Genomic DNA, 13,571 nt, shown 5'->3' with positions numbered 1-13,571 from the left:
ATGATTAATGGGTTATAAGCCGTTTGATGGTTTGCAACTTCTTTTCCGTTTCCAGCCATTCATCATTCAATTCCGAAGAGGCCAATAATCCGCCGCCGGCATAAAGAGTGAGGTGTTTGTCCTCGATATGCATACAGCGCAGATTCACGTAGATGTCAGTTCTCCCTTCCGGATCCAGCCATCCGATAAAGCCGGAATAATAGCGCCGGTCGTAACCTTCGTTCTGCAATATAAACCGATAGGCTTCTTCCTTTGGCAGACCGCATACGGCAGGCGTCGGATGCAATACTTTCAGAAGATCGCCCAAACCTTTATTATCTTTCAATGAGAAGCGGAAATCTGTCTTTAAATGAGACAAGGCACCGGCATAAGCCGGATAAGGCCCGTTTTCCGTAGAATGGATGCCCAATGAAAGAAGCTGGCGGCGAATGTAAGAGGCTACATAATCCTGTTCTTTCCGGTTCTTTTCATCCCATACCTGCGGCAGCCTGCCATCTTGCAAAGGCTGCGTTCCGGCTAGCGCAACTGTATTCCATTCATCTTTCTCACCTGATAAAATGATTTCGGGAGTACTTCCCAGCCAAATACCCGTTTGGGGAGTGTAGCATAAATATATATAGGAATGAATATAACGCTTGCAAGCCGCACGAAAAATGGACGAAGGAGAAAAGTCTGCTACTTTATCAATAGTAAGATGACGGGAAAGCACTAATTTATCAAAAGTCTTATCGCGTAAAGCATTGATAAAGGTATGAAAGCACGCTGCATATTCCTCCGTGAAAGAAGTCAGGAATGATTCTTGTCCTTGCATCCGCAAAGCGACCTTGCGGTCTTCTTCCGTATCATCATCAACCAGTAAAGGCTGCCCCCACTGATCGGGTTGAATCAACACAACCGGACACCTCTCACTCACCTGAAACGGAGCGATGACAAATCCTCTCTGTCCATTCAGTTCTTTCAGATCGTATATCAGACGTACCTCTCCTTCCGCCTGTGTCAACAGACGGGGAACTTTCTCCCCGGGAATACGGTAAACAGCAAATGGCTGCTTCCGCTGAATAAATGCATCAATAGTTGTCAAGTTACTTATTTCTTCGTCGGTCATCTCTTTTTCATCACACTGTTGACTACCCGTATGGAAGACACCAGTTTATTGGTTGAAGTAAACACGTCTACATTCCACACATGGGATGAACGTCCTTTATGTACAACTGTCCCTACTGCACGTACCGTATCTCCTTCATGCGCAGAAGATATATGATTTCCGCTGACCTGCATTCCTACTACAATTTCGTCCGGCTGGCAAAGGATCATCGAACCGAGTCCGGCAACTGTTTCTGCCAACGCAAGAGTAGCTCCACCATGTAAAATACCAAAAGGCTGACGGGTACGATGATCTACCGGCATCGTCGCTTCCACACGGTCTTCATCGGCATATGTGTATTGAATTCCCAAGTTTCCCATTAACGCGTGGCGTGCCTGCGCATTCAGCTGGTCAAGGGGAATTTCGGCCGCACGCACTTCAGAAAGGATCGCTTTCTCCACTGCAACAGCCACCCCGTCTTCCTCATTCGAAGCTGTCACATAATCGGCACAGGCTTTCACCGAGTCCTGTGAATGTCCCATAGCTACACCCAATCCTGCCAATTGAATCATGGTCACATCACACACGCCGTCGCCAATAGCAATCACTTCCTCACGCTTCATATTTAAGACTTCCAGCAAAGCCCCCAAAGAATTGGCTTTATCAATGGAGCAGGGAACGACTTCCAGAAAATAAGGTTCCGAACGGAATACATCCAACGCTCCGTTCAGTCTTCTCTTCCAGTGATCTTCCAAACCGATCAATGCTTCTTCGTCGTCACTGACCAGCATACATTTGCAAGGAGCAAAGTCAACGGCTGCAGAAAATTCTTCTTCCTTGATTATTTGCAGGTTATTCAACCGGGCTTCATTTTGGATATGTACATTTTCAGGAGAATCCGTTATGATCGTATCATCATGATAAGTGAATATGGCAAAACCGTTTTTACGGGCTTTCTTTTCCAGATACGGCAACATTTCGGGATTAATCCGACGCTCAAACAATATTTCACCGTTTTGCGCACTGATAATCTGGCAACCATTATAGGAAAGGATAAAACCTCCATAGTTTCCAAGTTCGAGCATCTTGGCCAGTGGCATCAAGCCATAAGTCGGTCTGCCGGAAGCCAGCACGATACGTACTCCCATCTGCTGAACTTTCAACAAAGCGGCCAATGTACGTTTACTAATTTCTTTCGCATCATTAAGGAGCGTTCCGTCTACATCAAGAACCAATAATTTATACTTCATGATTACACGATTTTGATTTAGATGACAAAGGTAGGAAATTGAGTGAACGACAGAAAGCGTAAACAGATAAAAATTACTTTAATTTCACTCTTTCAGATGCATTTCCAAATAATCGCGAAGGATTCGGGCATGATTGTACACAGGTTCTTTAGAAGCATAAAGTAAAGTAACCACAGGATGAGGCTTGATAAGAGTTAGAAAATCAGCCACTGCCGGAGAAGCGTCCAGCTCTTTCTGATACTGCACCACAAAATCGTCCCAATGTCCGGGAATATCTTCGTGAAACCATTTACGTAATATAGGGGACGGTGTTATATCTTTTGCCCAATAATCGTATTTCAACCATTCTTTCTTTATTCCGCGTGGCCATAATTTATCTACCAGCACCCTGTATCCATCTGTTTCTGAAAAATCTTCGTAAACCCGTTTTATCCTTACCTGTATCATTTCCATTTATATTCAGTTACTGATAAATAAACCGGAAAAATCGAAAATTGTTTAACGGAACCGCTTAATTCCTCAATGTTTCCTGTGCTTTTTTAAATTCATAAGGAGTCATCCCCGTCTTCTTCTTAAAAAGATTATATAAGATCGGGGTGCTATTAAATCCGGACTCATCCGCTATGGCACGTATCGTATAGTTAGGATACTTCTTCATCAGCTTGATCGCATAATTAATACGCAGTTCATTGATATATCCATTGAAATTGGTTCCGGCACATTCCCTTATCATCCGGGCAAAGCGTGCGTTGTTCAGATGTACGATTTGAGCCAGATCTTCTCTCGACAATTCGGAAGAAAGATATAACTGCTTCTGAACAACAATATGATTCAGCTCCTGAAATATCTTCCGATTCTCTTCTTCTTCCCCACTTTCCTTGTCTGTCTCATCCGAAAGTTCTTCCTGTTCTTCAGGTGAAACCTGTTCCGGTTCCAGATCCGATGAAATAGTCAACTGCTCGTGCACTTCCGATAACTGATTACCATCTTTTCTATTAGCGAATTTTTCGTTTATGAGACTGGCAAGCATTCTGTTCTTATACTTGACTATATGGCTGAAACGCCACAAACGCCATAGTATAAATAAGGTAAGCAGCACAACACAAGCCAAAAAACAGAGCGAAATATTTCTTATTTTTAATTGAGAAGCCTGTTCGGCAATATATTCTTCCTTTTCAGAAGCACCGTATATGGCATTCAGTTCTAATGCCGCATTTCTCTTGTCGTTATTGTTAATGCTATCCGTTATAGCAAGAATAATCCCACGTATCGCTGCCGCTTCCTTATAATTGTGCATCCCCAGATAAGCTTGTACTTCTTTATTAAGCACAGTAATATATTGAGCATTCAAGGTATCTTGCTGCATCCTCAACAATTCTTTAAAGTCTTTACAGTTATCTATTACTTTCTCATACTGTTTGGAAAGAATCAAATAAGGAATCGAATACATCTTGCCGTCCGGAGTATGGGAATCCTTCATTGTCAGATATTGTTGATAATATCGTTCAGCCTGTGCATACTGTTTTTCTACATAGTAGATATAGGCCAATTTTGCATACAAATAACTATACTGACCATCCACATACCCTTCGGGGACTTGTGGTAATTTCTCCAATTTCTTAAGAAGCTTTTCGCGTTCATAGGCAAGATTCAAAGCTTCCTTGACACGTGAATCACTCATTAAGAATCCCATTTCCGCTCCATAATAATAAGAAAGCAACATCATCTCTCTCACCTCCTTTGATCCCCGCAGCAATTCAATAGCACGACCAAAATAATCGTACGCTTTATCTTTCAATGATAATCTCCAGTTATTCTCTCCTATGCAAAAAAGCAGTCTGGCTTCGGCCTCCCGATCCTTCAGTTCTTGCGCCTGTTTAATTCCATTGAGAGCATATCTCATGCTTTCATTATATTTACTCATTAAAGACGATAGTTCAGACAAAAAGACTGTCATTTTCAACATGTGTTGCGGTTCCCTTTGAGATATGGAATCAAGCAAGTATGATTTCCGCGCATACATAAAAGCTAGTTTATTCATATACATATTACGATATGACAAACTACGTAATTCATTAATCAAACGCATAGAGAAAGCTTTTCTGCTTTCTGCCTCGTCCAATAATTGTAAAGCACGCTTTGGATTGGAAATATAAATATCTCTGATATACTTTTCAGTATACAGAGAATCATTATTTATTATTTTATCAGCCCTCGAAAATTGATTGTGTACAAATAGAAGCACAAAAATACATACCAAAAAACGCATACAACTCTTAATCGTGTTTAATCATTAACATTCAAAGATATGCATTTTCTACATAAAGTGCAGACAGAATTTAAATTTGCAAAATAAAAATAAGAAACATTAGCTAAAGATACCGAAGACACAACATTGTCCATGCTATCCATTTGCCGGAATCACAGTCCTAACGCTTTGCCCAACCGTCCTTCCATACACGCACTTAAGTCAGTCGTTACAAACTTCCCGTTATAAAAAAGAGTAAATATAGTAGCCGGAGTGGGTGCATTTTGCGCCTGCTCCATACTTTCCAACTCGATTATTCTCAATGGAATATCTTTGTTCCTGACAGCATTTACCAAAGAACCGCGAACGTGATACTCCGTAAATGGGCAGCGATGGGTATAATAAACCACTATCCCATCTTTATCCGGACACTCACCACTCAACACGCAATCATTAAAAGAAGGATCAGGAGCAACCGGATTTAGTTTCAAACCTAAAAGGCTGAATCCGTAAGGGAGCTTTTCTATTGTTTGGAAGCCTTGTCGCAACAGCCATTTCGTATCACTCATAAAGTGAAATTTAGAAGTACCCACCACAGTGACCAAGCCATCTTTCCCCTGCGATTTTGCATCATCAATGGCAGACTGCAACAATGCCTTACCATGTCCGCAACCTTTATATTTACCTGACACCCAGAAACAGTTTATCATCAGATAATTGGGAGCGTTCACCGGAATCCATGCTTTTTCAGCAGGACCGTATTCGATAAACACTTTTGCCCGTTCATCAATACGTTTGAACACATAGCCGTTATCGAACTCTTTCTTCAGCCATTCTTTTTTCAGTTCATAACTATCCTTGCATTTCTTATCTGAAAAAGCACAGCATATATGTTCGTTCGCAATATTCTCCTTTGTCAAAGTGATGTAATTGGTTTCCATAATATATTCTATTCAATTAACTGGTTAAACAAATAACAATTCGATATCGACCCGTTGTTATGAGTCAGCAGAAAACCGCCAGGCTAATATCCTGCTACTTTTAGTTCCCTGCTGCATTCGAATAATTTTATATTCGGACACATTCACCGATTTTAATTTGGCATATAACTTTTCCAGATTCTTTTCTTTAGAAACCAAACTCGTAAACCATCCGCAGTTCTTCTGAAATTTTTGACTCTCGGAAATCATATTCAATAAGAAACGTACTTCTCCGCCTTCGCACCAAAGTTCATTCGCACTCCCGCCGAAATTCAGCTGCACTTTATTCACCTTCGTACCTTTCAGACTGCTTAATTTGCGCAACGTTCCGTCTTCCGCCTCTTCACGCGAACTATGAAACGGAGGATTGCATATTGTCACATCAAAATACTCGTCAGGCATAATAATTCCATCGAAAATCTTCTTACTGTCTTTTTGAAGTCGCAAGTCAATCTTGTGCGCCAACACAGGGTTGCAAGTCACTATCTTTCGTGCATTTTCTATCGAAACCGGATCAATATCAGTTCCAACAAAGATCCACCCATATTCAGTATGTCCTATGATCGGATAAATGCAATTTGCACCTACCCCAATATCCAGACATCTACATTTCGGTTTCTGCCCATTAGCATCTCCTGCCGGTAAATCCGCAGTTGTCCCGTCCGGCTGGATAAGATCGGCAATATAATGAATATAATCCGCCCTTCCGGGAATAGGCGGGCACAAATATTGCTTCGGTATGTCCCAATACCGGATACCGTAATAAGTGACCAATAATGCTTTGTTCAAGGCCTTCACCGCTTGCGGATTAAAAAAGTTTATAGTCTGTGTTCCGAGGGGATTGAGCGATACGAACCTCTTTAGTGGAGGATAATTTTCCATCAACAATGGAAAATCATACTGACCATTGTGCTTATTTCTTCTATGTAACTCGCCTTTTTTTGCCATGCCGACAAAGATACAGAGAATTTCCCTGTCTGCAAATCTTTCCCTATTCTTATCTTATACTCTCCGGGTATCATATATAATATTCTACCATTTCAATCAGCCCGGCACGTAAGGCATACTTAGTCGCTTCATATACATTATTCACACCCAACTTCCGGAAAATATTCTTTTTGTGGGTGATAATGGTATGAATACTCGAGGTTCTTTCCAATGCTATTTCTTTCACGGATTTTCCACGTGCAATCAATTTGAGAATGTCAATCTCTGTAACGGTCAAAACAGAATGAATTTCCGGTTTGCCGGAACCGGTTATCAACAGATTGGTTATCTGGTGACCAAGAAACCGTTCCTTATGAGCTGCACACATCAATGCAGAATGGATCTCTTCACCGGAGTTCTCTTTCAATATCATACCGATATTCTTTTCTATACTCATCCTGCGAATAAAATCCTCACTCAATTCATTGGAAAATAATATCCAGTGAACTTCAGGAAAACGCTTTCCTATAATGAGAAACTCATCCACACCATTGAGATCAAACAGGGTATAATCAAGAATGACAACACTGTCACTACATTCTACCAATGCCTGTATCAGTTCCTTCTTGTCTGTCACATCTATCATGCGACATCTACTGAATATAGTGGAAATATATCCATGCATTCCCATTCTGGTTATATCCTGATTATCTGCTATGATAAATGTAATGTCAGTGTTCATTGTAATTCTGATTTTTAAATTCAACGGATTTTTTTCAAAAGCATACGGCAGCCCGGAGATACTGATGCATCATCGTTCCTTATCAGCCACATCAAACCACAAACGGGTAGTGATTTCATCTGCTCCCTGGCGGGATATGGCAATCTGATACTGTTTACCATTAAGTGATTGTTCCGTTACGGGATAAAAAAAGCGACGGGGTAATTCTCCGGAACCCAAAACAGAGTCGGGACCAGGGAGAAGCCGGGGATAACCCAGCCTGCGCCAATCAGTGAAGGCATCAGGGCCTTGTCCATAATAAGCTATCCACTTCTGCCAGCCAATAGATTCGTACCAATGTTCGGCGTCGAACCGGACGCCCTCCTGCTGCAAATAGGAATCGATGATATGAGTGTCTGTTATGCCAAACTGGTTCAATGAAGCAATAACAGCTTCTCGGTAGAGTGTTTCCGCATCAGCCGTTATCCAGCCGCGTACAGCGGATTCCGCAAAGATAAACAAGACCTCGGCATACGTATAAAATACAGCCGGAGAACTGTCTTTCAAAAAATAAGTGCCGGGTCGGGAGACTTTATAAAATCCCTGATTGTTTGCGGCATCAGCAGAGAGGGAATTGGCTGCTCCTACATAGTTTGTCACACTTTCGTCTTGAGGTAGCTGTGCTAAAACTCCGATTCTCGGATCATTCCATTCATTCAGTCTATCAATCAATGTTTTTGATACCCGCTGATCATCACGTGAATTGAAAGCAGACGCCCACGGATTCCATTGCGGTGAAGAAGTAAATACAAAACGGGCTATGGCATCATTGCTATCTATCACACTGTTACGACTATTCCAAAGGGAAGCAATAACCCGACGTGCCGTATCCTCATCCCGATCCGCCAACTCAAGAGCGATACGTAGCCGCAGGGATTGAGCCAACTGTTTCCAACGGGCAATATCGTTTCCGTAAATCAAATCCCCCTCCACTGCTTCTCCCGTGGTAGAAAGCAACTGGTCAGCAGTAACCAACTCCTCCAAAAGTCCGCGTAAAACAGTTTCTTGTGAATCATAAGCCGGTGTTACACTTTGTGCATATTCAGTGTATGGTATATCTCCATACAGATTTGTAAGCAACAGATAAACCCATGAACGCCATACAGTAGCTATACCTCGGTAATTATCATTACCGAATTCCGAACTGATAATAGCATTCAAGTCAGTTATTAATGTTGCATATCCGGTGTCCCATGTAGTGGTAAAGCTCCCATTATCCACATTATAGCAGTCCGGCTCTGTATATTGTATTTTAGCCCAATGTTGCACCCACAACAGAGTAGAATTATAATTTGTACTACTTCCCCAATAAAGATTGGCAGCATGATACTGTGCAGCGGCAAGCAAATAAGCCGGCTGTGGATTTTCGGTGGCATTAGGGTTACGGTTGATGTCGGCCAGTTCATCATCACACGACCACAGGGAAATAGTAACTACTTGTACCCATATTATATATAAAAAGTATATTCTTCTTTTCATTTTATCCTATTATTAAAAGGTTCGCATTTAGAATTTTACGGAAAGGTTCACACCAAAGGAACGTGTCGTAGGCAGTGAGTAGGCCTCTACCCCTTGTGCATTTCCGGTAGTCAAAGCCGATTCCGGATCTATATTGGGGACACTTTTATAGATAGTCCACAAGTTACGTCCCGTCAGCGTAACGGAAGCTTCTTGTAAATGCAGTTTCTGCGTCCACAGGCGAGGCAGACGATAACTCAAAGCCACTTCGCGCAGTTTCACGTAAGAGGCATCATACACATTAGATTCGGCAATACTGTAAATGCGATGATAATATTTCTCGGCAGACACGACCTTTTCATTCTTAGAACCGCTTTCCGTCACTCCTTCTACAATAATACCATCCTGATATACACGAGTGGATTGACCATTGACGTGGGCATAGTAAAGCCCATCGGAGGATATGGAGTAAGAAGGAGGTTCCGATAATCGTACATTGTTACCCATAGCGTCAGTATAATACCACAAACCACCATGCTCGGCATCCCTGCCCGGTAATGTGTTAGCCAATACACCGGTATATTTTCCTGTTTTATTAGTGTTGGAAAATATAGAACCGCCCACACTGGCATCTATCAGAAAAGAAAGACTCAACGAACGATAGCTGAAAGTGTTGCTGACACCACCTGTCCAGTCGGGTGTAAACTTCCCCAATGTTTTATTAGTGGTTGAAATTTTAGGCAGACCGTTAGCATCCACCACAATGCTTCCATTAGCATCACGCACGTATGAAGTGCCATACAAAGTTCCATAAGCTTCTCCCACTGAAGCCAGTATCTGAATGCCCGACGAGTAGAGCTGGTAACTCGTAATTAAACCTTCATCATCCAGCTTGATAACCTTGCTGCGGTTGGCACCATAATTCAGGTCCAGATTCCAACGAAACCCTTTCGATGTTTGTATAGGAACAGCTCCCAATTGTATTTCATAGCCACGATTACGAATATGTCCGGCATTACGCACCTGCGACGTGTAGCCACTGGCCGCAGTAGTAGCCAGTTTTAATATTTGGTTGCGGCTATCGGTCTTATAGTAAGTGAAATCCAAATACAGGCGGTTGTCCAGAAAAGCTGCTTCGAAACCAGCTTCTATAGATGATGTCTTCTCCGGCTTTAGATTCGGATTCATGCCGATGGTAGAAGAACTTTGAAGCGGATTTCCGTCGAAAGCTGTTTCTGAAGTAAAGACTGTTGCTAATTGATAAGGATCGGCATCTGCTCCCACTTGCGACCATCCTCCACGTAATTTCAGATAGTTGACGGCCTTACTCCTCCACCCCAAAGCCTCGGAAAGCAGCACACTAGCCGTCACCGAAGGATAGAAATAAGAATTGTTGTCCACAGGTAGCGTAGACGACCAATCATTCCGTCCTGTTATGTTCAAGAAAGCCCAACGACGGTAATCCAATTGTACGGAACCGTAGAGTCCATATTGCCGCAAGCGGTAAAAATCATTGGACGAAGTGAGCGGATCACGAGAATTGGTCAACGTATAAAGGTCGGCAACAGCCAAACGGGGAGCAGCCTGATAGTTGTTCTCGTACTGTTTGTTACGCACATTAAAACCCAGAAGAGCGTCAAATCCCCAGTTTTTATTCAACTGCTTGACATAAGTCGCCAATATTTCTGTGTTATTCTCTTTCACCGTATAAGCATCTTCAGCATAACTGCCGTAAGGTGAACCGGCACCTGTACTGCCCCATTTTACTTTAGATTTTCTCCGGTCATTATACCAGTCGGTGCTGGTACGGAAACGCATATTCAGACCATCTGCCAGATGGAATTCGGCATGCAGGTCACCTATCAGACGATGCCGCTCCTGACTTTGCGTATTATAAGAAGCACTCCAAAAAGGATTATCATAATAGCTTGAATTCCAGTTGCGAGTATAGTCTGCTTTCAATGAGTTCGTATCCACTTGACGTCCGAACCACAAAAACTGAAGCATAGGACTGTTAGAACGTACGTTACTACCCGAAGGGGTAGCTGACCCCGGTAAACTGGGAGCTGTATAAATGATGTAATTGGCCGTAGCTCCTACCGAAATCCATTTTGCAAGATGGTAATCTGTATTTAGACTGATATTCGTTTTATTGGTTCCAGCGTCAGGAACAATACTGACTTGTTTCTCGTAGTTATAACCTACACGGAACTGATATTTGTCGTCCCCACGGGCAACTGAAATACCGTTATTGGTAGAAAAGCCCGTACGGAAATAATCGCGTACATTGTTGGGATGCGACACCCAGGGAGTAGCCATACGAGTACCGTCAGCATCCAGCGGACTGTCAAACTGGGGAATCAGCAATCCAATGTCAAGACGCGGTCCCCAGCTTTCGTCCACACCGTCATTCACACCTGCACCTTTGCCGTCCACATAACTGAATCGTCCGCCTGCCCCTTGCCCGAAAAGGTTCTGAAACTCCGGCAAGGTCGCTGCAAAAGAAATTTGTGTGGAAGAATGCAATGTAATGCCTATCCCTTGCTGCTTTTTGTCTCCTCCTTTGGTAGTGATAACAATAGCACCATGGGCAGCACGTGCACCATAAAGGGCAGCAGCATTCGGACCTTTTAATACAGTAAGCGTCTTTATGTCCTCCGGATTCAAGTCAGCTATCGCATTCTTAAAATCGCGTCCGCTGGAACGTGCATTAAGCTGCGAATTGTCCACCGGGATGCCATCCACAATAAAAAGCGGTTGATTCTCACCGGCAATAGAAGTTTCACCACGAATAACAATACGGCTGGAACCGACATCTCCCTGCGTGTTGGTAATACGCACACCTGCTATCTTACCACTCAATGAATTCAACAAGTTATTGTCTTTCCCCTGCACCAACGCATCCTGCTTTATCTCCTGTGCCGTGTAGCCCAGCGCCTTCTTCTCGCGTGAAATACCCAAAGCTGTTACCACCACCTCATCCAGCAGATGTGTGTCACTCTTCAATGCCACCGACAGCTGTGGTGCGATAGCCACCTCCTTTGCTATCAAACTGATGTAGGAGATTATCAGCCGGGTGGCCGATGGCGGAAGTCCGCTCAGTTCAAATCTCCCGTTAACATCAGTTACAGTACCCAATGCGGTTCCTTTCACTATGACCGAAGCACCGATAACCGGTTCTCCATCTTCTTCTGTGGTGACGATGCCCCGCACCGTTGTCACCTGTGCCGCCCCTTGTATCACTCCTATTGCAAGAGCAAGCAAAAATAAACGAATCCTTTTACCCATTATTATTTACTGTTAAAATGATGGGGCAAAGGTATTAGATATATACAAACTGGTAAATCCCGTATGAATGGCATTTTATATACCATATTTGCGGTATATTACAGCCACAGTGTATCACTTTTTGATTTTCTTTTCTATTCTTTTTTATTTTCCAAAGCCTGCCTGATATCCTCAAACAGATCATCCACATCCTCCAAACCAATGGAGAGACGGATAGTCGTATCCAGCACATCCATGGCCAGCCGTTGTTCGTCAGTAAACGGTCCGAAAATAGTACTCGCAGGATGGATGGCAAGTGTCTTATTGTCAAATAAGTTGGTAGCACGGCGTATCAACTTCAGGCGGTTGATGAAAAGAAAACACACCTCTTTACTTTCAAGGTCTATCGTAATCATAGCACCAGCGGTTGAACCAAACTGTCTTTGCGCCAAGGCATAGTACGGATTATCCTCCAATCCCACATAATTCACACGTCTAATAGCAGGCAACGTGCGGAGTTTGCTTGCCAGTGTAGCGGCATTGGCAGACTGTAACCGGTATCGTGCGTCCAACGTTTCCAGTCCGATGGTATGCATATAGGCCACATGAGGAGTCATGTAAGCTCCCAAATTGAGTAACATCTCTGTACGCATACGTTGACCGAATCCCAGACAAGTACCATAATCAATCACCAAGCCACCAATGGAAGTGGCTCCTCCTGACAAGTATTTGGTACTGGAAACCACTTCAATATCTACCCCTAATCTGTGTGAATCGAATTCCGTAAAAGGAATAAGTGTAGTATCGGCAATGAGAGGAATCCCCCTTTCATGAGCTATCCGTGAGAGCACCTGTAAGTCCGCCACTTCCATTTGAGGATTGGTGATAATTTCCATATAAATACAACAAGTATTACCGTCTACGACTTTTTCTACAGTTTCAACTTCAGTCAAATCACACAACCTGGGTTCCACCCCGAAGCGCGACAACGTACCAGTAATAAATGAATAGGTATTACCGAACAAATGACGCGATGTAACTATATTCTTTCCTGCAGCTGCAATTGAAAGCAATGTATTACTAATAGCCGCCATACCGGAATTGACAGCTATCACTTCCGTTGCCCCGGTAAGTTGCTTTACTTTATTCTCAAAAAAAGTCACTGTCGGATTCATTACTCTGGAATAATCCGGAGCATCTGTCCGCCCGCAGAAAGCATCAGCCATATCATCGGCATTGTCAAACTCATAAGCCGCTGTATGGTAAACCGGCATACTAAGAGAATTATAAGCATCTCTTCTTTGGAACTGGGTATGAATCGCTTGGGTCTGTTTTTTCATTATTCTATCCTTTTATATTATAGCTATCAAATCTTGTAAAATCAGAACAAAGGTAGATATAAAAACTGAAAGGTGATAGTAAATAAAAACAGATATTTAACTGATAATAAGCATTTTGGAATAATATTCTTTAAACTGATAATTTCCACCTTTTAAAAAGAGTGTTTATTCTAAAATATACTGTTCAAATAGTATTATTTTCTATTTCAATAAGAAACACACTTTTTCATGCCTAT

At 42.6% G+C, this 13,571-nt stretch carries 10 protein-coding genes; all 10 read right to left on the bottom strand.

Annotation, left to right across the window (positions count from 1 at the left end):
* Window positions 1-4: 4 nt before the first annotated feature.
* The 10 genes from NXV01_RS13485 to NXV01_RS13440 all read right to left on the bottom strand — a co-directional run bounded on the left by NXV01_RS13485 (window position 5) and on the right by NXV01_RS13440 (window position 13,335).
* Window positions 5-1,105 carry an isochorismate synthase gene (locus NXV01_RS13485; protein ID WP_074638800.1) on the bottom strand — a complete coding sequence of 367 codons (1,101 nt, stop codon included), beginning with the start codon at window positions 1,103-1,105 and terminating at the stop codon, window positions 5-7.
* Window positions 1,102-2,334: a Cof-type HAD-IIB family hydrolase gene (locus NXV01_RS13480; protein ID WP_148365930.1), complete on the bottom strand. Its 1,233-nt coding sequence runs from the start codon at window positions 2,332-2,334 to the stop codon at window positions 1,102-1,104. The genes NXV01_RS13485 and NXV01_RS13480 overlap by 4 nt, the downstream gene beginning before the upstream one ends.
* Window positions 2,335-2,418: 84 nt before the next feature.
* On the bottom strand, window positions 2,419-2,781 hold the full coding sequence (locus NXV01_RS13475; RefSeq protein WP_148366362.1) for a DUF488 domain-containing protein: 363 nt from the start codon (window positions 2,779-2,781) through the stop codon (window positions 2,419-2,421).
* Between the two features lie 64 nt (window positions 2,782-2,845).
* Entirely contained in the window at window positions 2,846-4,603 is a 1,758-nt protein-coding gene (locus tag NXV01_RS13470; RefSeq protein WP_217721443.1) for an AraC family transcriptional regulator, read from the bottom strand.
* Between the two features lie 152 nt (window positions 4,604-4,755).
* Window positions 4,756-5,523 carry an N-acetyltransferase gene (locus NXV01_RS13465; RefSeq protein WP_259022643.1) on the bottom strand — a complete coding sequence of 256 codons (768 nt, stop codon included), beginning with the start codon at window positions 5,521-5,523 and terminating at the stop codon, window positions 4,756-4,758.
* Between the two features lie 57 nt (window positions 5,524-5,580).
* Window positions 5,581-6,510, bottom strand: coding sequence for a 23S rRNA (adenine(1618)-N(6))-methyltransferase RlmF (gene rlmF / locus NXV01_RS13460; RefSeq protein ID WP_148365924.1), 930 nt, complete (start codon window positions 6,508-6,510; stop codon window positions 5,581-5,583).
* A 70-nt stretch (window positions 6,511-6,580) separates the two neighbouring features.
* On the bottom strand, window positions 6,581-7,231 hold the full coding sequence (locus tag NXV01_RS13455; RefSeq protein WP_148365922.1) for a response regulator transcription factor: 651 nt from the start codon (window positions 7,229-7,231) through the stop codon (window positions 6,581-6,583).
* A gap of 69 nt (window positions 7,232-7,300) precedes the next feature.
* A complete protein-coding gene (locus NXV01_RS13450; protein ID WP_195649859.1) occupies window positions 7,301-8,749 on the bottom strand; it encodes a SusD/RagB family nutrient-binding outer membrane lipoprotein in 1,449 nt (482 codons plus the stop codon).
* Window positions 8,750-8,776: 27 nt separating this feature from the next.
* Window positions 8,777-12,016 (bottom strand): SusC/RagA family TonB-linked outer membrane protein, encoded by a 3,240-nt coding sequence (locus NXV01_RS13445; protein WP_234132117.1) that lies wholly within the window; start codon window positions 12,014-12,016, stop codon window positions 8,777-8,779.
* A 134-nt stretch (window positions 12,017-12,150) separates the two neighbouring features.
* On the bottom strand, window positions 12,151-13,335 hold the full coding sequence (locus NXV01_RS13440; RefSeq protein WP_195649857.1) for a PLP-dependent transferase: 1,185 nt from the start codon (window positions 13,333-13,335) through the stop codon (window positions 12,151-12,153).
* Window positions 13,336-13,571 lie beyond the last annotated feature (236 nt).

Origin of the sequence: Bacteroides sp. BFG-606 (genome assembly GCF_024788145.1) — a bacterium.
Taxonomy (GTDB): domain Bacteria; phylum Bacteroidota; class Bacteroidia; order Bacteroidales; family Bacteroidaceae; genus Bacteroides; species Bacteroides vicugnae.
Note: the sequence above shows the minus strand (reverse complement) of the source record. Positions and strands in the feature narration are given on the sequence as shown.

Excerpts from the sequence above, each read along its gene's own strand:
- NXV01_RS13470 (WP_217721443.1), bottom strand. The coding sequence starts at position 4,603 with ATGCGTTTTTTGGTATGTATTTTTGTGCTTCTATTTGTACACAATCAA.
- NXV01_RS13455 (WP_148365922.1), bottom strand. The coding sequence starts at position 7,231 with ATGAACACTGACATTACATTTATCATAGCAGATAATCAGGATATAACC.
- NXV01_RS13440 (WP_195649857.1), bottom strand. The coding sequence starts at position 13,335 with ATGAAAAAACAGACCCAAGCGATTCATACCCAGTTCCAAAGAAGAGAT.
- NXV01_RS13475 (WP_148366362.1), bottom strand. The coding sequence starts at position 2,781 with ATGATACAGGTAAGGATAAAACGGGTTTACGAAGATTTTTCAGAAACA.
- NXV01_RS13450 (WP_195649859.1), bottom strand. The coding sequence starts at position 8,749 with ATGAAAAGAAGAATATACTTTTTATATATAATATGGGTACAAGTAGTT.
- NXV01_RS13465 (WP_259022643.1), bottom strand. The coding sequence starts at position 5,523 with ATGGAAACCAATTACATCACTTTGACAAAGGAGAATATTGCGAACGAA.
- NXV01_RS13445 (WP_234132117.1), bottom strand. The coding sequence starts at position 12,016 with ATGGGTAAAAGGATTCGTTTATTTTTGCTTGCTCTTGCAATAGGAGTG.
- NXV01_RS13480 (WP_148365930.1), bottom strand. The coding sequence starts at position 2,334 with ATGAAGTATAAATTATTGGTTCTTGATGTAGACGGAACGCTCCTTAAT.
- rlmF (WP_148365924.1), bottom strand. The coding sequence starts at position 6,510 with ATGGCAAAAAAAGGCGAGTTACATAGAAGAAATAAGCACAATGGTCAG.
- NXV01_RS13485 (WP_074638800.1), bottom strand. The coding sequence starts at position 1,105 with ATGACCGACGAAGAAATAAGTAACTTGACAACTATTGATGCATTTATT.